This is a genomic window from Streptomyces fradiae ATCC 10745 = DSM 40063, from assembly GCF_008704425.1.
GTDB classification, from domain to species: Bacteria; Actinomycetota; Actinomycetes; order Streptomycetales; family Streptomycetaceae; genus Streptomyces; species Streptomyces fradiae.
On sequence record NZ_CP023696.1, the window covers coordinates 2,560,553 to 2,584,726 of the forward strand.

Genomic DNA, 24,174 nt, shown 5'->3' on the forward strand with positions numbered 1-24,174 from the left:
AATGTCGGAAACCCTGAGCGGCACCGAGAGCGTGCGGAGCGCCGAGGAGGTCCAGCGGCTCACCCTGGAATGGGTCGCCGAAATGCTCGAAGAGCCCGAGGCGCGCCCCGAGGACAACTTCCTCGACCTGGGCGGACACTCCATGCTCGCCCTCCAGCTCAGCGAGCGCGCCAAGAAGGAATTCGGCGCCGAGTACGACATGGAGGTGCTCTTCGAGAAGAGCATCGCGGACGCCGCCGCCGAACTGTCCACCCGCGCGGGACGCGACTGACGGGCCGTTCCCCGCACTCCGACGTACCACCCATGAGCGGTAGACCAGCCATATCGAAGGGTGACCACGCATGAAGATCAACGAGCAGACGGACTTCCGGCTCAGCGCCGAGGAGCTGGAGAAGTTCGAGCGTGACGGCTTCATCGGCCCCATCAAGATCTACGAGCCGGAGGAGATGGAGGAGCGCTGGGACGCCATCCGGCGCCGCCTGCCGAACCGCTCCCGCGCCATCTACCCGGTCGACGCGCACGGTGCCGTCACGAACATCTCCAACTACGACCGGCACCTCGACGTCGACCTGCTCTCCGAGCACATCATGAACGAGCGGATCGTCGACCGCGTCGTCTCCATCCTCGGCCCCGACGTCCTGTGCTGGCGCACGGAGTTCTTCCCCAAGTACCCGGGCGACGAGGGGACCGACTGGCACCAGGCGTCCACGTTCGCCAACGCCAGCAAGAAGCCGCAGATCATGTGGCCGTCCGAGGAGGGCCGGCCCTCGTTCGGCGGCACCATCACCGTGTGGACCGCCTTCACCGACTCCACCCTGGAGAACGGCTGCCTCCAGCTCATGCCCGGCACCCACCGGCACATGAACTACGACGAGTCCCTGGCGATGGACTACGACCCCGACGCCATCAACGGCCGCGAGAAGGACGGCGTCAAGCGCGGCTTCTTCGGCTACGACTACCGCCAGCTCCAGAAGGACCCGAACTGGAAGCCGGACGAGTCCAAGGCGTTCCCCCTCGTGATGAAGAAGGGCGAGTGCGTCATCTTCTGGTCGACCCTGATGCACGCCTCGCTCCCCCACACCGGCGGCAGCAAGGACTACCGCATGGGCTTCGCCGCCCGCTACGTGCCCACCCAGGTGCAGGTCTACCCCGGGACGGAGACCGTGGCCGAGTACGGCGGCGGCATCCCGCTCGACAACTACGGCGCGGTCGTGGTCGCCGGTGAGGACACGTACGGCATCAACCGCATCGCGACGGAGAGCCGGACCGGTTTCCCCTTCACCCCCCGGCGTTTCTGAGAGTCTGTGACGAGGCGGGGGCGGCCCGCCCGGCGGACCGCCCCCGTACACCGCCAACTCTCGACCTCGGAGCCTTCGTTGCAGCGACACATCTACCTTGAGGACACGTACCGGTTCACCGTCACCACGCAGGTGGTGGACGCCGGGACCGGCGAACTCGGCAGCTGGCTGACCCTGCGGGACAACGTCTTCCACCCCCAGGGCGGCGGACAGCCGGGCGACGTGGGCACGGTCGGCGACATGGCCGTGCGCCCCTTCAAGGCACCCGGGACGGACACCCACGTCGTACGCCTCTCGTGCGAGCGGCTCCTCGAGGTCGGCGACGAGGTCACGAGCAGCGTCGACCCCGAGGTGCGCCGCCGCCACGCGGCCCTGCACACCTGCGGCCACGTGGTGGACGGGTTCGTACGGGAGCTCGGCTTCCGCCACCGGGTGAGCAACCACTTCCCCGGCCAGGCGCGCATCGAGTTCGACGCGGGAGCGGACAAGCCCGACCTGGAGCAGCTGGCGAGGACCGTGGAGGAGCGCACCCTCCGGGCCATCGAGGACGACCGCAAGGTGTACGCGAGCGAGAGCGGCGACCTGCGTCTCATCGGCATCGACGGTCTCCACGAGGACCCGTGCGGCGGCACCCACGTCAGCTCGCTCGGGCAGCTCACGGGCTTCTCGCTGCGCTCGGTCAAGGTCAAGGGCGGCGTCCTGAAGGTGGGGTACGTCGTTGAGCACGTCTGACCGCGCCGCGAAGACCGTCACCGAGGCGGGCCCCTCCGGTGCGGGCCCCGCCGGGCGGCCCGCGGCCGCGCCGGCCGCGCGCCCGTCCGGCACCTGGCTCGTCGACCTCGGGGTCCTGGGCGTGGCGATCGTGTGGGGCTCCACCTACGTGGCGATGCAGTGGTCGGGGCAGTTCATCTCCGTCCCGGCCTTCCTCTTCTTACGCTTCGCGATGGGCGCCCTGGTCATCACGCTGCTGTCCCTGCGCGCCTGGCGCAAGGTCAGCCGCGAGGAGTTCTCGCTCGGCGTGCTGTTCGGGGTCCTGCTCTTCGGCATCCTGTTCCTGGAGACGCTGGGCGTCCGCTACACCCTGGCGTCCAACGCCGGCTTCCTCATCTCCCTGTCGGTGATGCTCGTCCCGCTGATCGAACGGATCTTCCTGCGGGCGCGCATCGCCCCGAGCATCTACCCGCTGACCCTGCTCTCCCTCGCCGGCTGCGCGCTGCTCACCCTGAACCAGGGGTTCTCCGTGCGGAGCGGCGACCTCATCATCCTGGCCGCCGCCGTCATCCGGGCCGCGCAGATCGTGCTCTTCGGATCACGTGCGAAGGGCCGCGAGGTATCACTCGTCCGGGTGACGGCCATCGAGCTGTGGGTGGTGGCGGCGGGCGGTCTGCTCTTCTCGCTCGTCCAGCCGGCCCGGTCCTGGCACGAGATCACACACCTGCCGGGCGACGCCTGGCTGGTCATCGCGTACCTCGGGGTGGCCGGCACGGCGTTCGCCTTCCTCACCCAACTGCACGCCGCACGGGTGTCGAGCCCCACCCGGGTGGGCCTGGTGCTGTCCACCGAGCCCTTCTTCGCCGCGGTCTTCGCGGTCGTCCTGCTCAGCGAGCACCTCGGCCCCCTCCAGCTGGCGGGCGGAGCGCTGGTGCTGCTGTCGGCCTACCTGGGACGCTGGGTGGACGCCCGGCGGCGCACACCCCCACCACCTGCACGGGAGGTCACGGAGTGAGTCGCTACCCACTGGTCCTGCTCCACCATTCGGGCGGTACCGCCCAGGTCTTCAGCGGACTCGTCAGAGCGCTGCCCGACTGGATCGAACCGGTCCCGCTGGAACTGCCCGGCCGGGGCCGCCGCCGCCGGGACGCCCCGGTCCACACCGCCGAGGACGCCGTGGACGACCTCGCGGCCCGCCTGGAGGACGCCGGGGTGACCGGGGAGTTCGCGGTCTTCGGCCACAGCATGGGGGCCTACCTGGGGCTCTCGCTGGCCGCCCGGCAGGAGCGGGCGGCGGGGCGGGCGCGCTGCTCCGTCCTCTTCGCCTCGGCGAACGCCGGGCCGCTCGCCGCGAAGCCGCTGTTCGACGGGGACCCGTTGGAGGCGGACGACGAGGAGGTCCTGCGCGTCGCCGGGCGGTTCGGCGGGCTGGCCCCGCAGATCCTGGAGCACGAGCAACTGCGCCGTCACGCGGCACGGCTGCAGCGGGCGGACTTCGCCGTGTGCGACTCCTTCATACGCACCCTGCGGGGCACGAAGACCGAGAGCCACCTCGTGGTGTGCTGCGGGACGGCGGACGTCTTCACCGACGCGGAGCTGGACAGCTGGCGGCTGAGCTCCGCGGCGTCCACGGAGCGGGTGCGCTTCCCGGGCGGCCACTTCTACCTCGCCGACCAGGCGGAGGCGGTGGCCGAGACGGTGGCCACCCGACTGGCGGCCCTCGCGAACCCGGCGGCCCTCGCGGACCCGGCCGTCGCGGGCCCGGCCGTCGCGGACCCGGCCGCCGAGCCGGCCCTGTCGGGCGCCGACCCGGCACGCCCCGGCCTGCCCGTCTGAACCCTCCCCGCACCAGGACAGCGGCACTCCCACGCGAACGGCCCCCGGCACGATGCCGGGGGCCGTCGTCTTCCCCGCGGGGGCGACGGTGCTACGGGAGGTTCCTGGCCATGACGATGCGCTGGACCTGGTTGGTGCCCTCGTAGATCTGGGTGATCTTGGCGTCGCGCATCATGCGCTCGACCGGGTAGTCGCGGGTGAAGCCGTATCCGCCGAGGAGCTGGACCGCGTCCGTGGTGATCTCCATGGCGACGTCGGAGGCGAAGCACTTGGCCGCCGCGCCGAAGAACGTCAGGTCGGCGTCGACGCGCTCGGACTTGGCCGCCGCCGCGTAGGTGAGCTGGCGGGCCGCCTCCAGCTTCATCGCCATGTCGGCGAGCATGAACTGCACGCCCTGGAACTCGGCGATGGCCTTGCCGAACTGCTTGCGCTCCTGCACGTAGCCCTTGGCGTAGTCGAGGGCGCCCTGGGCGATGCCGATGGCCTGCGCCGCGATGGTGATGCGGGTGTGGTCCAGGGTCTTCATGGCCGTGGCGAAGCCGGTGCCCTCCTCGCCGATCATGCGGTCGGCGGGGATGCGGACGTTGTCGAGGTAGACCTCGCGGGTCGGGGAGCCCTTGATGCCGAGCTTCTTCTCCGGGGCGCCGAAGGAGACGCCCTCGTCGGACTTCTCGACGACGAAGGCGCTGATGCCCTTGGAGCGCTTCGACGGGTCGGTGACGGCCATGACCGTGTAGTACTCGGAGACGCCCGCGTTGGTGATCCAGCGCTTCACGCCGTTGAGGACGTAGTGGTCGCCGTCGCGGACGGCCTTGGTCTTCATGCCGGCCGCGTCGGAGCCGGCGTCCGGCTCGGACAGGCAGTACGAGAACATCGCGTCGCCCTTGGCGAGCGGGCCCAGGTACTTGCTCTTCAGCTCCTCGGAGCCGGAGAGGATCACCGGCAGCGAGCCCAGCTTGTTCACGGCCGGGATGAGGGAGGACGACGCGCAGACGCGGGCCACCTCCTCGATGACGATCACGGTCGCGAGTGCGTCGGCGCCCGCGCCGCCGTACGTCTCGGGGACGTGCACCGCGTGCAGGTCGGAGGAGACGAGGGCGTCCAGCGCCTCCTGCGGGAAGCGGGCCTCCTCGTCCACGGCGGCGGCGTGCGGCGCGATCTTGGCCTCGGCGAGCGAGCGGACGGTGTCCCGGAGCATGTCGTGCTCCTCGGACGGGCGGTACAGGTCGAAGTCAGGCGTTCCCGCCATGTCTCTCTCACTCCCCAGAGCTGCGGTGCTAACTACCGTTAAGTAACCCGAATTTTAGTGCGCGCCGGCCGTCCCGGCCTACGAGAGGCCCACGTGAGCTTGCTGACAGCGCCCGCCGACGGCCCGCGCACCGCCCGATGCCTGCCCCGGAGCGCTCCCGACTATGCTCGGTTCGCATTCCCGGCACGTACAGCACTGGAGCGGCGCACATGGCCCTGAAGATCACCGTGATCGGCACCGGATACCTCGGCGCCACCCACGCCGCGGCCATGGCGGAGATCGGCTTCGAGGTGCTGGGGCTCGACATCGACCCCGCGAAGATCGAGATGCTCGCCGACGGCCGGGTGCCCATGTACGAGCCCGGTCTGGAGGACCTGCTGCGCAAGCACGTCGCCGGCATCGAGGGCTCCACGGGGCGGCTGCGCTTCACCACCTCCTGGGAGGAGGCCGGCGACTTCGGCGACGTCCACTTCGTCTGTGTGAACACGCCGCAGAAGCAGGGCGAGTACGGCTGCGACATGAGCTTCGTCGACGCGGCCTTCGGCGCGCTCGCCCCGCACCTGAGGCGGCCCTGCCTGGTCGTCGGCAAGTCCACCGTCCCCGTCGGCAGCGCCGAGCGCCTCTCCCGGCTCCTCGCGGAGCGCTCCCCGGCCGGCGCGGACGTGGAGCTGGCGTGGAACCCGGAGTTCCTGCGCGAGGGGTTCGCCGTCCAGGACACCCTCCGCCCGGACCGGATCGTCGTCGGCGTGGAGAGCGAGCGCGCCGAGAAGGTGCTGCGCGAGGTGTACGAGGTCCCGGTCGGCGAGGGCGCCCCGTTCGTCGTGACGGACTTCCCGACCGCCGAGCTGGTGAAGACGGCCGCGAACTCCTTCCTCGCCACCAAGATCTCCTTCATCAACGCGATGGCCGAGGTGTGCGAGGCGGCGGGCGGCGACGTCGCCAGGCTCGCGGAGGCCATCGGCTACGACGAGCGGATCGGCGCCAAGTTCCTGCGCGCCGGGATCGGCTTCGGCGGCGGCTGCCTGCCCAAGGACATCCGGGCGTTCATGGCCCGCGCGGGCGAGCTGGGCGCCGACCAGGCGCTGACCTTCCTGCGGGAGATCGACTCCATCAACATGCGGCGCCGCGGCCAGATGGTCGGCATGGCCCGCGAGGCCCTCGGCGACGGGACGTTCCTCGGCAAGCGGGTCGCCGTGCTCGGCGCCGCGTTCAAGCCGGACTCCGACGACGTGCGGGACTCCCCCGCGCTGAACGTCGCCGGGCAGATCCACCTCCAGGGCGGCCAGGTCACCGTGTACGACCCGAAGGCCATGGACAACGCCCGCCGCGTCTTCCCGACGCTCGCGTACGCGGACAGCGCCCTGGAGGCCGTGCGGGGCGCCGACGTGGTGCTGCACCTGACCGAGTGGCGCGAGTTCCGCGAGCTGGACCCGGAGGAGCTGGGCGGGGTCGCCGGCGCCCGGGTGATCCTGGACGGCCGCAACGCCCTGGACGCCGAGCTCTGGCGCTCGGCGGGCTGGACCTTCCGCGCGATGGGCCGCCCGCGCGCGTAGCGGGGGGCGGGAGCGGGCGTCGGCGCGGGAGCGCGTCCCGGCGGTTCGGGGCCGCCCCCTGCGCCGGCGGCGACGCCCCGGCCGGGCGCCCGTGTCCCGGTGCGTACGCCGCGTGCCCGCCCCCACGGGGAGGGCGGGCACGTGGCGCGGGTACGGGCCGGTCAGCCGTCGAGGTCGGCGAGGGTCGCCGTGGACGGGCCCCGGCGGGCGGACGCGTCGCGGGCGACGGCCTCCGCGTCCCGCAGCGCCCGGACCGCGTTGTGCCACGTCAGCTTGGCCACGTCCGTACGCGACCAGCCGCGGCCCAGCAGCTCCGCGATCAGGTTCGGATAGCCGGCCACGTCGTCCAGGCCCCGCGGGGTGAAGGCGGTGCCGTCGAAGTCGCCGCCGATGCCGATGTGGTCGACGCCCGCGGCCTCCCGCATGTGGTCGAGGTGGTCCGCGACCGTCGCGGCCGTCGCCACCGGGCGCGGGTTCGCCGCCTCGAAGGCGGCGTGCAGCCGCATCGCCTCCGGCGTCGTGTCCAGGTGGTGCAGGCCGTGCGCCCGCAGGTTCTCGTCCGCGCGGGCCGTCCACTCCACCGCCTCGGGCAGGATGAACTTCGGTACGAAGGTGGCCATGGCGACGCCGCCGTTGGCGGGGAGCCGCTCCAGCACGTCGTCGGGGACGTTGCGCGGGTGGTCGCAGACGGCACGGGCCGACGAGTGGGAGAAGATCACCGGCGCCTCGCTCGTGTCGAGCGCGTCCCGCATGGTCGTGGCGGCCACGTGCGACAGGTCCACCAGCATGCCCAGGCGGTTCATCTCCCGGACGACCTCGCGGCCGAACGCGGACAGGCCGCCCACGCCCGGCTCGTCCGTCGCCGAGTCCGCCCACGCGATGTTGTCGTTGTGCGTGAGCGTCATGTACCGCACGCCCAGCGCGTACAGGGCGCGGAGCGTGGCGAGCGAGTTGTTGATGGAGTGGCCGCCCTCGGCGCCCTTGAGCGACGCGATACGGCCCTGGGCGCGCGCCGCCTCCATGTCGTCGGCGGTCAGCGCCGGGGCCAGCTCCGCGGGGTGGCGGGCCAGCAGCCGGTCGACGCAGTCGATCTGCTCCAGGGTCGCGCTGACCGCGTCGTCGCCCGCCATGCCGGCCCGCACGTACACCGACCAGAACTGGGCGCCCACCCCGCCCGCGCGCAGCCGCGGCAGGTCGGTGTGGAGGCGGCCGGTCTGGTCGGCGGCCACGTCGAGGCGGTCCAGGTCGTACCCGGCCTTCTCGCGCAGCGCCCACGGGAGGTCGTTGTGCCCGTCCACGACGGGGAACTCGGCCAGCAGCCCGCGCGCCGCGTCGAGGTCCCGGCCGGGGGCCGTCCCCCCGGCCGTGCCGGGACCCGGGCCGCCGGAGGCGTCACCGGGGCCCGTGCCGCCGGGTGCCCCGGCGCCGGCGCCGGTCACTTGGCGAAGCCGAAGGACGCGGAGCCCTCGACCTTCGCCCGCAGGCGCTTGCCCTTCTCCGTGGCCTGGTCGTTCAGCTCCTGCTGGAAGTCCTTCATCCGGGCCAGCAGCTCCGCGTCGTGCGCGGCGAGGATGCGGGCGGCCAGCAGGCCGGCGTTGCGCGCGCCGGCCACGGAGACCGTCGCGACGGGGACGCCGGCCGGCATCTGCACGATGGAGAGCAGCGAGTCCATGCCGTCGAGGTACTTCAGCGGCACCGGCACGCCGATGACGGGCAGCGGCGTGACGGAGGCGAGCATGCCCGGCAGGTGGGCGGCGCCCCCGGCCCCGGCGATGATCGCCTTCAGCCCGCGGTCGGCCGCCCGCTCGCCGTAGGCGACCATCTCGCGCGGCATGCGGTGCGCGGAGACGACGTCGACCTCGTACGGGATCTCGAACTCGTCGAGGGCCTGGGCGGCGGCCTCCATCACGGGCCAGTCCGAGTCGGAGCCCATGACGATGCCCACGAGCGGCGCGGGTGCGTTACTCAACGATCGTTCCTCGCAGGTAGTCGGCGGCGTGGCGGGCGCGCTCCAGCACGTCGTCCAGGTCGTCGCCGTAGGTGTTGACGTGGCCGACCTTGCGGCCGGGCTTCACGTCCTTTCCGTACATGTGGATCTTGAGCTGCGGGTCGCGGGCCATGCAGTGCAGGTAGCCCTGGTACATGTCCGGGTAGTCGCCGCCGAGGACGTTCGCCATGACCGTCCAGCGGGCGCGGGGGCGCGGGTCGCCGAGCGGCAGGTCGAGGACGGCCCGCACGTGGTTGGCGAACTGCGAGGTGATCGCGCCGTCCTGGGTCCAGTGGCCGGAGTTGTGCGGGCGCATCGCCAGCTCGTTGACGAGGACGCGGCCGTCGCGGGTCTCGAACAGCTCCACCGCGAGGTGGCCGACGACGCCCAGCTCCTCCGCGATGCGCAGGGCGAGGCGCTGCGCCTCCAGGGCGCGCTCCTCGGGCAGGCCGGGCGCCGGGGCGATGACCGTGTCGCAGACGCCGTCGACCTGGCGGGACTCCACGACGGGGTAGGCGACGGCCTGCCCGTGCGGGGAGCGGACGACGTTCGCCGCGAGCTCCCGTACGAAGTCGACCTTCTCCTCGGCGAGGACGGGCACGCCGGCGAGGAACGGGTCGCGGGCGTCCTCCTCGGAGCGGACGAACCACACGCCCTTGCCGTCGTAGCCGCCGCGCACCGTCTTGAGGATGATCGGGAAGCCTCCCCCACCCTCGGCGGCGAAGGCCGCCGCGTCGGCCGGGTCCGCCACGATGCGGTGGCGGGGGCAGGGCACGCCGATGGCGTCGAGCTTCGCCCGCATCACGCCCTTGTCCTGGGCGTGGACGAGCGCCTCGGGGCCGGGGCGGACGGGGATGCCGTCCGCCTCCAGGGCCCGCAGGTGCTCGGTCGGCACGTGCTCGTGATCGAAGGTGATCACGTCACAGCCGCGCGCGAAGTCACGCAGCGTGTCCAGGTCGCGGTAGTCGCCGATGACGACATCGCTCACGACCTGCGCCGCGGAGTCCTGGGGGGTGTCACTGAGAAGCCTGAACCTGATGCCGAGGGGGATGCCCGCCTCGTGGGTCATACGGGCGAGCTGACCGCCGCCGACCATGCCGACTACCGGGAACGTCACCCTCCTAGGGTATCCGCCGCCCGTCGCGGCGCGTGACGGCGGCCTGCGGGGCGGGCTCCGGGGGCTCTCCGGGGGCTCTCCGGGAGGCTCGTCCGAGGTCCTGCGGGGCCGGTCCGCGCCGCCGTTCACCCGCGCGTCCCGACCGGGTGATGGTTAGCATGACGGGGTTGACGCACATGGCCGGCGGACGGGACGAAACGATCATTATGACGGAACGGAGCGCCCTGCGCGTGCGCCTGGCGGAGCTCGTCCGGGAGATAGCGAAATTCGGTCTCGTCGGCGGACTCGGCGTGCTCGTGAACATGGGCGCCTTCAACCTGCTGCGCCAGACCACCGATCTCCCGGTGGTCCGCGCCAGCCTGCTGGCCACGGTCATCGCCATCGCGTGCAACTACGTCGGCTTCCGGTACTTCACCTACCGGGACCGCGACAAGACGCGCCGCACCCGCGAGGCGACGCTGTTCTTCGTGTTCAGCGCGGCCGGTGCGGTGATCGAGAACGGGATCCTGTACACGGCGACGTACGGCTTCGGCTGGGACAGCCCGCTGCAGAACAACTTCTTCAAGTTCTTCGGCATCGGGGTCGGCACGCTGTTCCGCTTCTGGTCGTACCGCACCTGGGTGTTCCGGGCGCTGCCGGTCGCCGGTGAGGGGGCGGGCGCGGAGGGCGACGGCGACGGCCCGCCGGGCGACGCGCCCGCCACCATCCGGGGCCAGCGCACGCCGAGCGACACACCGACCCCCGCGGGCCGCCGCTGAGGAGCCGACCGCGCGGGGCGTCGCGGTGGACGCCGCCGTCAGCGGATGGGGCGGGGCGGGGCCGGGTCGTCGCGCCGGTCCTCGTCGCGGTCCCGGCGGCCCGTCTCACGGCTCAGGAAGAGCGCGAACACCGCGGGCTTGAGCTGCACGAGCTCCAGCCGCCCGCCGTCCGCCTCCGCGAGGTCGCGGGCGACCGCGAGGCCGATGCCCGTGGAGTTGCGGCCGCTGATGGTCCGCTCGAAGATCCGGGCGCCCAGGTCCGCCGGGACGCCCGGCCCCTCGTCGGTGACCTCGACCACGACCTGGTTGCCGGTGACGCGGGTGCGCAGGGCGACCGTGCCGCCGCCGTGCATCAGCGAGTTCTCGACCAGCGCGGCCAGCACCTGGGCGACCGCGCCCGGCGTGCCGACCGCCCGCAGGCCGGTCTTCCCCGACCGCACGAGGGCCCGGCGCGCGCTGCGGTACGCCGGGCGCCACTCCTCGACCTGCTGCTTGACGACCTCGTCCAGGTCGAAGGGGACCGCCGAGCCGGTGCGGGGGTCGCGGGAGTTGGTCAGCAGCCGCTGGACGACGTCGGTGAGCCGCTCCACCTGGGCGAGGGCGATCGTCGCCTCCTCGCGGGCGGTGTCCAGGTCGCCGGTGACGGCGATCTCCTCCAGCCGCATCGACAGCGCCGTCAGCGGGGTGCGCAGCTGGTGGGAGGCGTCGGCGGCGAGGCGCCGCTCGGCGGTGAGCATCCGGGCGATCCGCTCGGCCGACGCGTCCAGCACGTCCGCGACGCGGTCCAGCTCGGGCACCCCGTAGCGGCGGTGGCGGGGGCGCGGGTCGCCGGAGCCGAGCCGCTCGGCGGTCTCGGCGAGGTCGGTGAGCGGGGAGGCGAGCCGGTTGGCCTGGCGTACGGCGAGCAGGACGGCCGCGACGACGGCGAGCAGCGCGACCGCGCCGATGATCAGCAGGGTGCGGCCGACCTCGCGGGTGACGGACGACCGGGACTCCTCGACGGTGACCCGCTCGCCCCGCTCCCCCACCGCGGTGCCCCGGATGACGCTGCCGTCGGGGCGTTCGCCCAGCTCGATGCGGGGGCTGCCGGGGATCTCGATCCTGGCGTAGCGTTCACCGCCGCCGTGGCCGGAGAGGATGTCGGGGTCGACGCGCTCGCCGCCGACGAGCCGGCTGTCGACGATGCTGGCGAGCCGCAGGGCCTCCGAGTCGACGCTCTCCTGGGCGCTGCTGGTGATGGTGCGGGTCTCGACGATGACCAGGGAGACGCCGAAGACGGAGATGACGACCAGCACCACGGCGAGCGTGGAGCTGATCAGGCGGCGGCGCACGGAGGGCCGCCTCAGCTCTTCTCGAAGCGGAAGCCGACGCCCCGCACGGTGGCGATGTAGCGGGGGTTCGCCGCGTCGTCGCCGAGCTTCTTGCGGAGCCAGGAGATGTGCATGTCGAGGGTCTTGGTCGACGACCACCAGGTGGTGTCCCACACCTCGCGCATGAGCTGGTCGCGGGTGACGACGCGGCCGGCGTCGCGGACCAGGACGCGCAGCAGGTCGAACTCCTTGGCGGTGAGCTGGAGCTCCTCGTCCCCTATCCAGGCGCGGTGCGACTCGACGTCGATGCGGACGCCGTGCGCCGCGGCGGGCTGCGGGGCCGGCTCGGCGGCGCCGCGCCGCAGCAGGGCCCGTACCCGGGCGAGCAGCTCGGCCAGCCGGAACGGCTTGGTGACGTAGTCGTCGGCGCCGGCGTCCAGGCCGACCACCGTGTCCACCTCGTCGGCGCGTGCGGTCAGGACGAGGATCGGCACCGTGTGCCCCTCGGAGCGCAGCCGGCGGGCGACCTCCAGGCCGTCCATGCCGGGCAGGCCGAGGTCGAGCACGACGAGGTCGACGCCGCCCTGCAGTCCCGTGTCGAGCGCGCTGGGTCCGTCCTCCCGCACCTCGACCTCGTACCCCTCCCGCCGCAGGGCGCGGGCGAGGGGCTCCGAGATGGATGCGTCGTCCTCGGCGAGCAGTACACGCGTCATGCAGTGATGGTAGTCCGCAGGACGTGTGGGTCGTGGGGGGATCGGGTCAAGATCGCCCGCACCTGGGTGTCAGGGGAGTCATCCTGGAAATGACCTTTGAAACCGAGAGCGCGGTTCCGGCGACGCCTGTGATCCATCTCTCAAGTCCTTCCATATGCCGCACTGTCGTGTCGTATGGTGGCGAGACGCTCGAAGTGGTAATCCAGGACCTTTGGCGGCTTCACTCCTCGACGCACCAAAGGTCTCTTCTCTGCTCGGCGTACGGAATGACCTGTGGGCCGGACTCCCCGGCGCGACCTCCCGTCGCGCCCGGCGGGGCGTGGATCCCGGTGCGGCCCCCGCCGCTCCGGTGCCGGCCGCCCGGAGCGGGCGCGGGGTCGCCCACGAAGCGACGCGCGTCCCGAACGAACAAGGATCGACCATGGCGTCCAGCCTGACGAAGGACTCGGCCGGAACCCCGGCCTACGAGAAGACCTTCCTCGGCCACCCCCGCGGCTTGGCCTACCTCTTCATGACGGAGATGTGGGAGCGCTACAGCTACTACGGCATGCGCGCCCTGCTCGTGCTGTACCTGTCGGCCCAGGCGGCCGACGGCGGTCTCGGCATCGAGGACGCCACGGCGATCGCGATCTACTCGGTCTACAACGCGATGGTCTACCTGCTCGCCCTGCCGGGCGGCTGGTTCGGCGACCGCGTCTGGGGCGCCCGCAAGACGGTGGCGATCTCCGGCACGATCATCATGATCGGCCACTTCCTGCTGGCCCTGCCGATGGAGGCGTCGTTCTTCATCGGCCTGGCCTTCATCGCCGCGGGCTCCGGTCTGCTGAAGGCCAACATCTCCACGATGGTCGGCCACCTGTACCGGGACAAGAACGACCCGCGGCGCGACGGCGGCTTCACCATCTTCTACATGGGCATCAACCTCGGTGCCTTCGTCGCCCCGCTGACCATCGGCCTCGTCGGCCAGACGATCAACTGGCACCTCGGCTTCGCCATGGCCGGTGTCGGCATGGGCCTGGGCCTGCTCTTCTACTTCCTCGGCTTCCGCAGCCTGGCCCCCGAGTCCAGCCAGGTGCCCGCGCCGCTGACCCCCGCCGAGCGGGCCGGTCTCCTCAAGCGCGGCCTGATCTGGCTGGCCGTGGCCGCCGCCGCGTACGGCCTGCTGGGCCTGAGCGGCCAGTTCACCATCGACTGGGTGCTGTGGCCGCTGACCGTCCTGGGCCTGGCCCTGCCGACGTACTACCTGGTGAAGGTGCGCCGCGACAGCGACCTGGAGCCGGTCGAGCGGTCCCGGATGTCGGCGTACGCCTGGTTCTTCGTGGCCGCCGCCGCGTTCTGGGCGATCTACGACCAGACCGGCTCCACGCTGACCCTGTTCGCCAAGGACAACACCGCGAACACGCTCCTCGGCTTCGACTTCCCGTCGAGCTGGTTCCAGTCGCTGAACCCGCTGTACGTGATGGCGCTCGCGCCGCTGTTCGCCTGGCTGTGGGTGGCCCTGTCGCGCCGCGGCAAGGAGCCGAGCACGCTGAGCAAGTTCGCGACGGGTCTGCTCCTCATCGGCAGCTCCTTCTTCGTGATGATGCTGGCGCAGACCGCCTCGGCGGGCGGTGTGAAGGTGACCCCGCTGTGGCTGGCGTCGGTGTACCTGATCCAGACCGTCGGTGAGCTGACCCTCTCGCCGGTCGGCCTCTCCCTGACGACGAAGCTCGCCCCCGCCAAGTACGCCTCGCAGATGATGGGCGTGTGGTTCCTGGCCGTGACCGCCGGCTCGTCGGTGATCTCGCTGCTCCAGCTGGTGGGCGCGCCGACCGACACCGAGTGGTGGTTCGCCAGCCAGGGCGCCATCGCCGTGCTCGGCGGCGTCGCGATCCTGATGTTCCGCAAGCGGGTCCAGCCGCTCATGGGCGGCGTGCACTGACGGCCGCCGCGCCGACGCGCCGGAGGGCGCCGCACCGGGTCACCGGGGCGGCGCCCTCCGGCGTCGGGGGGCGCTTCCGGCGTCGGGGGGCGCTTCCGGCGTCGGGGGGCGCTTCCGGCGCCGGGCCGTGCGGGACGCTCGGGCGGCGGGCGGCGGGCGGCGGGCCGGGTACGGCCGGGCGGGCGGGCGGGTGCCGGGGCGTGTCCGGCCGCGGGGCCGGGGCGCGGGGCCGGGGCGCGGGGCGGCCGTGCCGGCGGGCGGTCGCCCGGCGACGGGGGGGGCGTCCTCCGGCTGTCGCGGGCGGATCCGCTCGCCCCTCCCTCGCGGGGCCGGGGGGCGTCTATAGTGCACCGACCGGTCGGGGGGCCGGGTTCGTGGAGGTTCGTGGAGGGGGAGACCGTGGCCGAGCAGGACGGACGGAGCGTGTCCGGGGCGCACGGCGGCGGGCCGGCAGCGCCGGCCGGGGACGGCGGGATCGCCGGGGACGGCGGCGTCGCGGTCGGCCGGGGCGGGGACGGCGGGATCGCCGGGGACGGCGGCGTCGCGGTCGGCCGGGGCGGGGACGGCGGTCACGGGAACGGTGGAGACGGGGGCGACGGGGACGGCGGGGTGAGCGGGGCCGGGCACGCGCCGGGCGACCGGGCCCGGCCCGCGCGCCGGCGGGTGTGGCGCTGGGTCGGCGCCGCGTGCGCACTGGCCCTGCTGGGGAGCGCCGGGGCCGCCTGGTGGGCGTACAGCAGGCTGGACGGGAACATCGAGGCCGTCGACATCGAGCGGGCCCTCGGCGACGACCGGCCGCCGAAGGCGCCCGCGGCGCTCGGCGCGACCAACCTGCTGGTGCTGGGGTCCGACTCGCGCGCCGGTGACAACGCGGCGCTCGACGGCGGCGCCGTGGGCGGCGCCCGGTCGGACACCGCGCTCGTGGTGCACGTGTCGGCGGACCGTACGAAGGCCACGGCCGTCTCCATCCCCCGCGACACCCTCGTGGACCGGCCGTCCTGCGCGAAGCCCGGCGGCGGCGAGACCGGCCCGGCCACGCGGGTGATGTTCAACTCCGTGTACGGCACGGGGGGCGCGCCCTGCGTGGTGAAGACGGTCGAGCGGATGTCGGGCGTCCGCATCGACCACTTCATGGAGATCGACTTCGCGGGGTTCAAGGAGCTGGTGGACGAGCTGGGCGGGGTGACCGTCGAGGTCCGCGAGCCGATCCGGGACACGAAGGGCGGCTTCACCCTGGAGCCCGGCACGCACCGGCTGGACGGCACCGACTCGCTGAGGTTCGTCCGCACCCGGTACGGCTACCGCGACGGCAGCGACCTGGGCCGCATCGGTCTCCAGCAGCAGTTCCTGATGGCGCTGCTGCGCGAGGTGCAGCGCCAGGACCTGCTCGGCAGCCCGGCGAGGACGTTCCGTATCGCCGAGTCCCTGACCGAGTCGCTGACCACCGACTCCGACCTCGCCTCGCTCTCCGCGCTGGTGGACTTCGGACGGAGCATGCGCGGGATCGACCCGGTCGCGATGGACACGATCATGCTGCCCGTCTCGTACGACCGGACCGACCCCAACCGGGTCGTCCCGGCCGAGCCGCAGGCCGGCGCCCTGTGGCGGGCGCTGCGGGAGGACGCCCCCGTACCGGAGTCGGCACGCAAGTCCCCTGCGGCGGCGCGCTGAGACACGCGCGCTGCCATCATGAACGCTCGTATCGGGACGCAGGGGGTGGCGATGGCCAAGGCGGCGAGCGGCACGGCGGACGGGCCGGGGGGCCCGTCGGGAGCGGCGGGCACGGCGGGGACGACGGAGGCCCCGGGAGCGGCGGGGACGACGGAGGCGGCGGGCGGGCCCCCGGAGCGGGGCGCGGGGACGGCCGGGAGCCGGGGCGCCGCGCGGATGACCGGGGGCGAGGCGCTGCGGCGGCTGGCCGGGGCGCAGAAGACGGCGAAGGGGGTGTCGCTGTACTCGCGGTTCGTCAACCGCCCCGCGGGCCGCCTGCTCGCGGCGGGCTCGTACGTCGCCGGGCTCACGCCCAACCGGGTGACCCTCGTCAGCGCGGCCTTCAGCTTCTGCGGGATCGCGGTGCTCGCGCTCGCCGCGCCCTCCTGGTGGGCGGGCGCGCTGGTGTGGTCGGCGCTCGCCGTCGGCTTCGCCTTCGACTCGGCGGACGGGCAGCTCGCCCGGCTGCGGGGCGGCGGCAGCCCGGCGGGCGAGTGGCTGGACCACGTGGTGGACTGCGCCAAGACGACCGCGCTGCACTCGGCCGTGCTGATCGCCTTCCACCGGCACCCCGGCCACTTCGGCACCGGCTCCGACGTGCTGCTGCTGGTGCCGCTGGTGTTCCTGCTCGCCTCGACCGTCACGTTCTTCGGCGGGCTGCTGACCGAGCAGCTGAAGCGGAAGGCCCCGCCCGGCGCCGTGCCCGCCGCGCCGTCCACGCTGCGCGCGGTGGCGCTGCTCCCCGTGGACCACGGCGTCTTCTGCCTGGTCTTCCTGCTGCTGGGCGGCGGGCCGCTGTTCCTGTGGGGGTACGGGCTGCTGGGGGCCGCCGCCGTGCTGTACCTCCCGCTGTTCCTGGTGAAGTGGTTCCGCGAGCTCAGCCGCTGAGCCGCCCGCCCGGCCCGGCCGGCCCGCCGGTGGCCGGCCGCTCAGCCCGGGAGCTGCTCGCCCTGCGGGGCGGAGGCGGGCGCCCCGGTCAGCGCGTCCAGCGCGCGGCGGAGCTGCGTGCTGGAGGTGTGCACCGTGTACGGGAAGTAGACGACGTCGACGCCGACGGACGCGAAGTCCTTCTCCAGCCGGTCGCCGCGCGGGGTGCCGCGCCAGTCGTCGCCCTTGAAGAGCACGTCGAAGCGGACCTGCTTCCACGTCTCCAGCTTGTCGGGCACCGTCTCGACGAACGCCGCGTCCACGTACTTGATGTTGCGGACGATCTCCAGCCGCTCGATGAGCGGGATGACCGGGCGGTGCCCCTTCGCGCGCTCGGCCATCTCGTCCGAGACGACGCCCGCGACGAGGTAGTCGCAGTGCTGCCGGGCGTGCCGCAGGATGTTCAAGTGCCCTATGTGGAACAGGTCGTAGGCCCCGGGCGCGTACCCCACCCGGTATGGTTTGCCCTCCGACATGACTTGCCGCCCCCCTCCGAACGGTCCGCCCCCCGTGTCCGGGCTCGTCCCGGCCGACAGTACCGTGCACACTTCGCGGGGGACAGGTGAACGATTAGGGTGCGGCGAGCGACTGTTCGTCTGAGGGGGGCTTCCCATGGGGGACGCGGACGGGACCGGCGGGGGCGGACGGCGGCGGCGCCTGCTGCTGGTGTCCACCAACTACGCCCCGGAGCACACCGGGATAGGCCCCTACGCGACCCAGATCGCCGAGCACTGGGCGGCCCTCGGCCACGAGACCCACGTCCTGGCCGGCATGCCGCACTACCCGTCCTGGTCCGTCGACCCGGCGTACCGGGGCGCATGGCGGCGCACGGAGGCGCGCGGAGGCGTGACCGTGCACCGCAGGCGCCACACCGTCCCGCCCCGCCAGACGGCGGTGCGGCGCGCGCTGTTCGAGGGCTCGGTCCTCGCCCACCAGCTCGCCGCGCCGCCCCGGATGGCCCGGCCCGACGCGGTGGTGGCCCAACTGCCGAGCCTGGCCGGGGGCGTGGTGGCCGCGCGGCTCGCGGCGCGCTGGCGGGTGCCCTTCGTCCCGGTCGTGCAGGACCTGATGGGCGCCGCCGCGGCGCAGAGCGGCATCGAGGGCGGTGACCGGGCGGCGGCCGCGGCCTCGCGCGTGGAGGCGTACGTCCTGCGGCGGGCCGCGCTGGTCGGCGTGATCCACGAGACCTTCACCGCGCGGGTGACCGCGCTGGGCGTGGCGCCCGGAAGCATCCGCGTGGTGCCCAACTGGTCGCATGTGGCGGCGCCTTCGCGACCGCGCGAGGAGACGCGGCGCCGGCTCGGCTGGGCGCCCGCCGACACGGTGGTGCTGCACTCGGGGAACATGGGCCTCAAGCAGGGCCTGGAGGTGCTGGTCGGCGCCGCGCGGCTCGACCCGGCGCTGCGGGTGGTGCTGATGGGCGACGGCAACCAGCGGGAGGCGCTGGGGCGGCTCGCCGCGGACGTGCCGAACCTGGAGTTCCTGCCGCCCGCGGCCGACGCGGACTTCCCCGAGGTGCTGGCCGCCGCCGACGTGCTGGCGGTGACGCAGCGGGCCTCGGTGCTCGACATGAGCGTGCCGTCCAAGCTGACCTCGTACTTCGCGGCCGGGCGGCCCGTCGTCGCCTCGGTCGCCGACGGCGGCGGCACCGCCGAGGAGGTGCGCCGCTCGGGCGCCGGGGTGCTGGTGCCGCCCGAGGACCCGGCCGCGCTGCTGGCGGCCGTACGGGGGCTGGCCGCCGACCCCGGGGCCGCGGACGCGCTGGGCGCCGCGGGCCCCCGGCACGTGGCGGCGCACCTGAGCCGCGCGGCGGGCCTCGCCCGGTACGACGCGCTGCTGGAGGAGGTCCTGGGCGGGGTCCTGGACGGGGTCCTGGACGGGGTCCGGGTCGGGACCGCCCGTACCGGTGTGACCGGGGGCGGCGAGGGTGGGCCCGGCGGGGCGGCTCCCGATGGGGCGGCTCCCGGCGGGGCGGCGTCCGATGGGGCGGCGTCCGGTGGGGCGGCTCCTGGCGGGGCGGCTCCTGGCGGGGCGGCGTCCGATGGGGCGGCGTCCGGTGGGGCGGCTCCCGGCGGGGCGGCTCCTGGCGGGGCCGGTACCGGTGGGGCCGGTACCGGTGGGGCCGGTACCGGTGGGGCGGCGTCCGATGGGGCCGGCGGGGGGCGCGCGGGGCGCGCCGGGGTGGAAGGAGCGGAGAGGTGACGCAGGTGAACGGCGGGCAGGCGGCGGCGCCGCCCATCCTGGTGGACGACGAACCGGACCTGCTGCGGGACCAGTTCCGGCAGCTGCTGCGCTACCCGCGGCTGATCGCGGGCGGGGTGCTGCTCGGGCTGCTGGGCGGCGCCTGGCTCGGGTACAGCACCTCCGACACGTACGTGGCGACGAGCGACGTGGTGCTGCGCGTGCCGATGGAGGACCCCTTCAACCCGTCCGTCGCCATCGAGAAGACCCTCGACATGAACACCGAGCGGCAGGCCGCCACCAGCCGCCGCACCGCCGAACGCGCCGCCGCGGAACTGGACTTCCCCGGCGACCCGGCGGACCTCGTCGCCGGGCTCCAGGTCACCAACCCGCCCAAGTCGCAGGTCCTGCGGTTCAGTTACACCACCGCCGACCCCGGCCTGTCGGCGCGCCGGGCGAACGCGATGGTCTCGGCGTACCTGGCGGACCGCAGGGAGCAGACCGCGCAGACCCGCGACACCATGATCAAGGGGCTCCAGGCGCAGCTCGCCCCGATCGCCCGGCAGCACGACGAGCTGGCGGAGGAACTCGACGGCAGGACCGGCCCCGAGGCGGAGGGAGACTACGCGGTCAAGGCGAACCTGCTCGGCCGGATCACCGAGCTGAGCAACCGCATCAGCAAGCTGAAGGCCCTCGACATCAGCCCCGGCAAGGTGATCAGGACGGCGACGCCGCCCACCTCGTCGGACGGCCCCGGCTGGGCGCTCTCCCTGGGCCTCGGCGGCGCGGTCGGCATCGCCCTCGGGCTGCTGATGGCCTGGGTGCGGCTGGTGTTCGACCCGGCCGCCCGCTCGGAGGGCGACGTCGCGCGGGCGCTGCGCGCGCCGGTGCTGGGCTCCCTGCCCCGCACCCGTGACACGGACCCGCTGCTGACGGAGGACCGCGAGGACTCGCCGCTGGCGGAGGAGTACCGGTCGATCGCCTACCGGCTGGCGTACGACCAGCGCTTCGCGGGCCGGCGGCGCCTGCTGGTGGCGGCGCCCCGCGGCTCCAGCCGCACGGCCGCGGCGGTGGCGGTCAACCTGGCGGCCTCCTTCGCGGAGACCGGCAAGCGGGTGCTGATCGTCGAGGCCGAGCTGCGGCAGCCGTCGCTGGAGGGCCAGCTGCGGGCGCGCGAGGTCGGCCGCACCGCGTGGCCGGGCGACGGCGAGGGCGAGGACTGGCCGGGCGGGCGGCGCCTCGTCGTGGACGCCGGGGAGTCGGGCGGCTTCGACCTGGTGCCGGGCGCCCGGGTGCGGAACGTGGCGCGGGCGCTGACGTCGCCGGAGATGTCCCGGCTGGTGGAGGAGGCCGACGACCCGAACGTGACGGTGATCGTGCTGACCCCGCCGGTCTTCGCGTACGCCGACGCGCTGGCACTGGTGGACCGGGTGGACGGGGTGCTGGTCGTGTGCGACCCGCGCGGGGTGCACCGGTCGCAGCTCGCGCGGCTGAGGGACCTGATAACGGGCGCGGGCGGCACGGTGCTCGGCACCGTCATGCACCGGGGCCAGCACAGCGGCAGGACGGGTCGGGGCGGCCGGAAGAAGGCCGGGAACGCGGCCGGGGCGCGCAGCCCGCGGGGCACTCCCGGTACGCCGGGTGCGCCGGGTGCGCCGGGTGCGCCGGGTGGGCACGCGGGGCGGGGTGCGCACGGTTCGCCCGGTGCGCCGGGCCCGCACGCGGCGCGGGGCGTGCAGGGCGCGCACGCGGCGCAGGGCCGGCCGCGCGGCCCGGTCCCCCGGCCCGCTCCGGGCGCGGGCGGTGGCGCCGGCGGCGGCCGGGCCGGAGGTGGCGGCCGGGCCGCCGGGCCGGGCGCGCGCACGGGTGGCGGCCGGTCCGGTGGCCCTGACGACCGGCCGGGCGCGGGCCGGGCGGGTGACGACTGGCCGGGCGCGGCGCAGGCCCACGCGGCGGACACCGGGGCGCACGAGGACCCGTCCACCACCATGGCCCTGCGCGCGATCGACCCGCCCGCCGAGCGGCCGTGACCGGGGGCGGGCCCGCGCCGGGTGGCGGCGGGGCCGTCCGGCCCGGCGGGGCGCTGCGGGGCCGGACGGCCGCCGTGGCCGCCGTGCTCGACCAGGGCGCCGCCGGGCTGACCAACATCCTGGTGCTGGTGCTGGCCGCGCGGCTGTCGACGGCGGCCGGGTTCGCCGAGTTCTCCATGGTGTACCTGGTGTTCACCGTGGCGCTGGGCCTGTTCATGGCGTACGTCGGGCAGGCGCTGGTGCTGGTGCGCGGCGGCGCGGACACCGTGGCGGCGGCCTGCCGTTCGGCGCTGGGCTTCACCGCCGCCGGGGCGCTCGCGACCGGCGCGGTGCTCGCCGCGGCCGGGGCCGTGCTGCCGCCGGGCGGGCGGGCCCTGGTGGCGCTCGGCGCGGTGCTGCCGGTGGTGCTGCTCCAGGACGCGGCGCGGTACTGCTTCTCGCTGCTGGGCCGCCCGCACCACGCGCTCGCCGCCGACGGACTGCGGCTCGCGGCGACGGTGGCGGTGCTGGCGGCGCAGCCCGCCGGGGCGTCGCCGGCGCGGCTGGTGCTCGTGTGGGGGCTGGCGGCGCTGCCGGGGCTCGCGGTGGCCGGGCTGCTGCTGCGGCGCCCGCTGGCCGGGGCGCGGGGCGAGCCGCTGCGGTATCTGCGGCCGGGGCACCTGGGGCGGCGGTTCGTCGTGGAGTACGCGGTGGGCAACGGCGCGGGGCAGGTCGCCGTGCTGTGCCTCGGGCTGGTGGGCAGCCCGCTGGCGGTGGGCGCGCTGCGCGGCGCGTCGGCGCTGTTCGGGCCGCTCAACGTCTTCTTCGGGGCCGCGAACGGCTTCGGGCCGCCGCTGCTGAACCGCCTGGGCGGCGGGCGCTCCGTGGTGCGGGTGACGCTGCTGCTGGGCTGCGCGCTGGCCGCGACGGGCGCGGCGTGGGGCGGGGTGTGGTGGCTGCTGCCGGACGGCTGGGGCGGCCGCGTGCTGGGCGAGTCGTGGCCGGCCGTCGCGGCGCTGCTGCCCGCGTCGGCGGCGCAGTACACGCTGATGGGTCTCGGTGTGAGCGCCCTGCTGACGCTGCGGGTGCTGAGCCCGCGCGAGACGCTGCCGGTGCAGGTGGTCTTCTCGCTGCTGTCGGTGGCGCTGCTGTACGCGGGGTTCGCGGCGGGCGGCGCGGCGGGCGCGGCGTGGGGGCTGGCGGCGGGGTCGGGGGCGAAGGCGCTGGCCGCGTGGGTGCGGGTGGCGCGCGTACGGCGCCGGGCGGACGCCCCGGAGGCCGCCGCCGTCGCGAGGGCGTGACGCGGCGCCGGGCGGACGCCGCACGGGCCGCCGTCGCGAGGGCGTGACGGCGGGCGCCGGTCAGCGCGGGCGGGACGGGGAGCGGTCGAGGCGGGCGCCCCCGTCGGTGCGGTAGGTGGCGATGAGCGCCAGGCACAGCGCGGCGATGGCGACCTTCCCCGTGGCCTGGAGCAGCGGCCCCCGTACGAGGATGAACGAGTACCCCGCCACCAGCGGCGCCGTGATCAGCAGCAGGCTCCCCGTCGGCGAGCCGCGCACGGCCCGGCGGGCCACGCGCCGGTCGACGCGCGCGGCGGCGTACCCCACGGCGGCCATGCCGCCCGTCATGCCGACCGGCCCGAAGTCGATCCACAGCTCGGCCCACACCGGGGACGACAGGTTGGTGTTGACCGCGCCCATCCACTCGCCGACCATCACCCCCGTGTCGGACGGCTTGTCCGCCCACACCGAGCGGGGCACGGCGAACAGCAGCGAACCGGCGAGCTGGCGGCCGTACGTGTGGCCCTGGCCGGACTCCACGTACGTGATCGTGTTGGCGAACATGCCGACCTGGTCGTAGTCCTTCAGCGCCAGCGGCTCCAGGAACGACGTGGTCTCGATCTGCCGCGCGTTGTTCTCGTCGTACCGGAAGCGGTCGGCGAACGGGAAGACGAGCAGCGCCACGACCACCCCGAGGCTCAGCGACGCCCGGTACATGGCGGCGCTCACCGGGAACGCGGTGAACAGCAGGGCGAACAGCACCGTGAGGAACCAGTAGCGCGGGTTCGAGATCGGGTTGTTGACGACCACGTTCAGCACGGCGAGCGCGCCGAACACGGTCACCACCGACCAGGTGCGGCGGGCCCGCCGGGACGTGATCAGCCAGCGGGTGTACACGAGCAGCGCGATGAGCGGCGGCACCGTGCCGAAGCCGCGCAGGAACGCCTGCCCGGCCTGGGAGCCGTCGCCGGAGACGCCCGCGTCCTCGATGCTGGCGATGATCTCCTGGCGGCTGCTGAAGAAGACGGCCGGGCCGCCCAGTTTCACGATGAGCAGCCCGCCGCACGCGAACGCCGCGAGGACCAGCAGCATCAGGCGCCTGCGGTGGATGAGCACCGGCCGGCCGTCCGGGTCGGCGCCCCGCCCGTCCGCGCCCCGCTCCCGGTGGCGGGGCGTGCGGTACCGGGCGAGGAGGGCGCCCACGTCGAAGGCGAAGCAGCCGAGCAGGACCAGCGACACCGCCTGCACCAGGTCCTCGCGGGGGCCGACGACCGGCGTGGGGACGCGCCCGAGGACGGACTGCGCCAGCGGGGCGACGCCCATCGCCATGTAGCAGAACATCCAGAAGGTCGCCTGGAGCAGCTTGCGGCGCGAGGTCAGCACCATCGCCGAGAGCCGCACCCCGCAGTAGACGGTGAGGACCACCTGGAGCCAGAACGCCGCGTCGCGCGGGCCCTCGCCGGACTGCGAGACCACGATCAGCGGCAGGAAGCAGGAGAGGCCGAGGACGAGCGGTACGGACAGCGCCCGCGACAGCAGGGTGCGCGGCCGGAACGGCGGCGGCAGCGGCACGGGGCGGGGGGCCCGGCGGTCGGGGGCACCGCCCTCGGGTGG

At 74.3% G+C, this 24,174-nt stretch carries 20 protein-coding genes and 1 pseudogene; 13 read left to right on the plus strand and 8 right to left on the minus strand.

Going from position 1 to position 24,174, the window contains the following annotated elements:
* Position 1 precedes the first annotated feature (1 nt).
* The 5 genes from CP974_RS11305 (at position 2) to CP974_RS11325 (ending at position 3,845) form a co-directional block, all read left to right on the plus strand.
* Positions 2-271 carry an acyl carrier protein gene (locus tag CP974_RS11305; RefSeq protein ID WP_051839433.1) on the plus strand — a complete coding sequence of 90 codons (270 nt, stop codon included), beginning with the start codon at positions 2-4 and terminating at the stop codon, positions 269-271.
* Positions 272-341: 70 nt separating this feature from the next.
* The gene (locus CP974_RS11310) at positions 342-1,298 is read left to right on the plus strand and encodes a chlorinating enzyme (protein WP_031131807.1); all 957 of its coding nucleotides are present in this window, start codon (positions 342-344) and stop codon (positions 1,296-1,298) included.
* Between the two features lie 78 nt (positions 1,299-1,376).
* A complete protein-coding gene (locus tag CP974_RS11315) occupies positions 1,377-2,030 on the plus strand; it encodes an alanyl-tRNA editing protein (RefSeq protein WP_031131809.1) in 654 nt (217 codons plus the stop codon).
* Complete coding sequence (locus CP974_RS11320; RefSeq protein ID WP_196786107.1) at positions 2,017-3,024, plus strand: DMT family transporter; 1,008 nt, start codon at positions 2,017-2,019, stop codon at positions 3,022-3,024. Before CP974_RS11315 ends, CP974_RS11320 begins: the two co-directional genes overlap by 14 nt.
* Complete coding sequence (locus CP974_RS11325) at positions 3,021-3,845, plus strand: thioesterase II family protein (RefSeq protein ID WP_051839434.1); 825 nt, start codon at positions 3,021-3,023, stop codon at positions 3,843-3,845. Before CP974_RS11320 ends, CP974_RS11325 begins: the two co-directional genes overlap by 4 nt.
* A gap of 91 nt (positions 3,846-3,936) precedes the next feature.
* On the opposite strand, the gene CP974_RS11330 is transcribed toward CP974_RS11325, so the two are convergent.
* Positions 3,937-5,094 (minus strand): acyl-CoA dehydrogenase, encoded by a 1,158-nt coding sequence (locus CP974_RS11330; RefSeq protein ID WP_031131815.1) that lies wholly within the window; start codon positions 5,092-5,094, stop codon positions 3,937-3,939.
* 209 nt (positions 5,095-5,303) lie between these two features.
* Between CP974_RS11330 and CP974_RS11335 the strand changes: the two genes are divergently transcribed.
* Entirely contained in the window at positions 5,304-6,647 is a 1,344-nt protein-coding gene (locus tag CP974_RS11335) for a UDP-glucose dehydrogenase family protein (protein ID WP_031131817.1), read from the plus strand.
* A 161-nt stretch (positions 6,648-6,808) separates the two neighbouring features.
* Here the strand turns inward: CP974_RS11335 and CP974_RS11340 are convergent, their stop codons facing one another.
* The 3 genes from CP974_RS11340 to CP974_RS11350 all read right to left on the minus strand — a co-directional run bounded on the left by CP974_RS11340 (position 6,809) and on the right by CP974_RS11350 (position 9,730).
* Positions 6,809-7,966, minus strand: coding sequence for a dipeptidase (locus CP974_RS11340; RefSeq protein ID WP_037937909.1), 1,158 nt, complete (start codon positions 7,964-7,966; stop codon positions 6,809-6,811).
* Between the two features lie 116 nt (positions 7,967-8,082).
* The gene (gene purE / locus CP974_RS11345; protein WP_373276775.1) at positions 8,083-8,580 is read right to left on the minus strand and encodes a 5-(carboxyamino)imidazole ribonucleotide mutase; all 498 of its coding nucleotides are present in this window, start codon (positions 8,578-8,580) and stop codon (positions 8,083-8,085) included.
* 28 nt (positions 8,581-8,608) lie between these two features.
* Positions 8,609-9,730: a 5-(carboxyamino)imidazole ribonucleotide synthase gene (locus tag CP974_RS11350; RefSeq protein ID WP_231717402.1), complete on the minus strand. Its 1,122-nt coding sequence runs from the start codon at positions 9,728-9,730 to the stop codon at positions 8,609-8,611.
* Positions 9,731-9,957: 227 nt separating this feature from the next.
* On the opposite strand from CP974_RS11350, the gene CP974_RS11355 reads away from it, so the two are divergent.
* Positions 9,958-10,509 carry a GtrA family protein gene (locus CP974_RS11355; protein ID WP_037937904.1) on the plus strand — a complete coding sequence of 184 codons (552 nt, stop codon included), beginning with the start codon at positions 9,958-9,960 and terminating at the stop codon, positions 10,507-10,509.
* 38 nt (positions 10,510-10,547) lie between these two features.
* Here CP974_RS11355 and CP974_RS11360 read toward each other — a convergent pair whose 3' ends face one another.
* Entirely contained in the window at positions 10,548-11,840 is a 1,293-nt protein-coding gene (locus CP974_RS11360) for a sensor histidine kinase (RefSeq protein ID WP_031131827.1), read from the minus strand.
* A gap of 11 nt (positions 11,841-11,851) precedes the next feature.
* Positions 11,852-12,532: a response regulator transcription factor gene (locus tag CP974_RS11365; protein ID WP_031131829.1), complete on the minus strand. Its 681-nt coding sequence runs from the start codon at positions 12,530-12,532 to the stop codon at positions 11,852-11,854.
* Positions 12,533-12,953: 421 nt separating this feature from the next.
* On the opposite strand from CP974_RS11365, the gene CP974_RS11370 reads away from it, so the two are divergent.
* The 3 genes from CP974_RS11370 to CP974_RS11380 all read left to right on the plus strand — a co-directional run bounded on the left by CP974_RS11370 (position 12,954) and on the right by CP974_RS11380 (position 17,051).
* The gene (locus tag CP974_RS11370) at positions 12,954-14,453 is read left to right on the plus strand and encodes a peptide MFS transporter (protein WP_031131831.1); all 1,500 of its coding nucleotides are present in this window, start codon (positions 12,954-12,956) and stop codon (positions 14,451-14,453) included.
* A 609-nt stretch (positions 14,454-15,062) separates the two neighbouring features.
* Positions 15,063-16,124 (plus strand): LCP family protein, encoded by a 1,062-nt coding sequence (locus CP974_RS11375; protein ID WP_031135924.1) that lies wholly within the window; start codon positions 15,063-15,065, stop codon positions 16,122-16,124.
* A 216-nt stretch (positions 16,125-16,340) separates the two neighbouring features.
* Positions 16,341-17,051, plus strand: a complete 711-nt coding sequence (locus tag CP974_RS11380) for a CDP-alcohol phosphatidyltransferase family protein (protein WP_031135922.1) — start codon at positions 16,341-16,343, stop codon at positions 17,049-17,051.
* Positions 17,052-17,092: 41 nt separating this feature from the next.
* Here the strand turns inward: CP974_RS11380 and CP974_RS11385 are convergent, their stop codons facing one another.
* Positions 17,093-17,566, minus strand: coding sequence for an FAD synthase family protein (locus CP974_RS11385; protein ID WP_031135921.1), 474 nt, complete (start codon positions 17,564-17,566; stop codon positions 17,093-17,095).
* 136 nt (positions 17,567-17,702) lie between these two features.
* On the opposite strand from CP974_RS11385, the pseudogene CP974_RS11390 reads away from it, so the two are divergent.
* From CP974_RS11390 to CP974_RS11400, 3 genes and pseudogenes are all read left to right on the plus strand, one after another.
* Positions 17,703-18,944, plus strand: a pseudogene (locus CP974_RS11390) (glycosyltransferase); the annotation flags it as partial.
* Positions 18,945-19,288: 344 nt separating this feature from the next.
* Positions 19,289-21,301, plus strand: a complete 2,013-nt coding sequence (locus CP974_RS11395; protein ID WP_169731624.1) for a lipopolysaccharide biosynthesis protein — start codon at positions 19,289-19,291, stop codon at positions 21,299-21,301.
* A 53-nt stretch (positions 21,302-21,354) separates the two neighbouring features.
* Positions 21,355-22,581, plus strand: coding sequence for an MATE family efflux transporter (locus CP974_RS11400; RefSeq protein ID WP_085921181.1), 1,227 nt, complete (start codon positions 21,355-21,357; stop codon positions 22,579-22,581).
* Between the two features lie 60 nt (positions 22,582-22,641).
* Here CP974_RS11400 and CP974_RS11405 read toward each other — a convergent pair whose 3' ends face one another.
* Complete coding sequence (locus CP974_RS11405) at positions 22,642-24,132, minus strand: hypothetical protein (RefSeq protein ID WP_223844519.1); 1,491 nt, start codon at positions 24,130-24,132, stop codon at positions 22,642-22,644.
* Positions 24,133-24,174 lie beyond the last annotated feature (42 nt).

Bases quoted from the DNA above. Each gene is read 5' to 3' on its own strand.
- CP974_RS11305 (WP_051839433.1), top strand. From the start codon at position 2: ATGTCGGAAACCCTGAGCGGCACCGAGAGCGTGCGGAGCGCCGAGGAG.
- CP974_RS11310 (WP_031131807.1), top strand. From the start codon at position 342: ATGAAGATCAACGAGCAGACGGACTTCCGGCTCAGCGCCGAGGAGCTG.
- CP974_RS11330 (WP_031131815.1), bottom strand. From the start codon at position 5,094: ATGGCGGGAACGCCTGACTTCGACCTGTACCGCCCGTCCGAGGAGCAC.
- CP974_RS11335 (WP_031131817.1), top strand. From the start codon at position 5,304: ATGGCCCTGAAGATCACCGTGATCGGCACCGGATACCTCGGCGCCACC.
- purE (WP_373276775.1), bottom strand. From the start codon at position 8,580: ATGGGCTCCGACTCGGACTGGCCCGTGATGGAGGCCGCCGCCCAGGCC.
- CP974_RS11350 (WP_231717402.1), bottom strand. From the start codon at position 9,730: ATGGTCGGCGGCGGTCAGCTCGCCCGTATGACCCACGAGGCGGGCATC.
- CP974_RS11355 (WP_037937904.1), top strand. From the start codon at position 9,958: ATGACGGAACGGAGCGCCCTGCGCGTGCGCCTGGCGGAGCTCGTCCGG.
- CP974_RS11365 (WP_031131829.1), bottom strand. From the start codon at position 12,532: ATGACGCGTGTACTGCTCGCCGAGGACGACGCATCCATCTCGGAGCCC.
- CP974_RS11370 (WP_031131831.1), top strand. From the start codon at position 12,954: ATGGCGTCCAGCCTGACGAAGGACTCGGCCGGAACCCCGGCCTACGAG.
- CP974_RS11380 (WP_031135922.1), top strand. From the start codon at position 16,341: ATGACCGGGGGCGAGGCGCTGCGGCGGCTGGCCGGGGCGCAGAAGACG.
- CP974_RS11385 (WP_031135921.1), bottom strand. From the start codon at position 17,566: ATGTCGGAGGGCAAACCATACCGGGTGGGGTACGCGCCCGGGGCCTAC.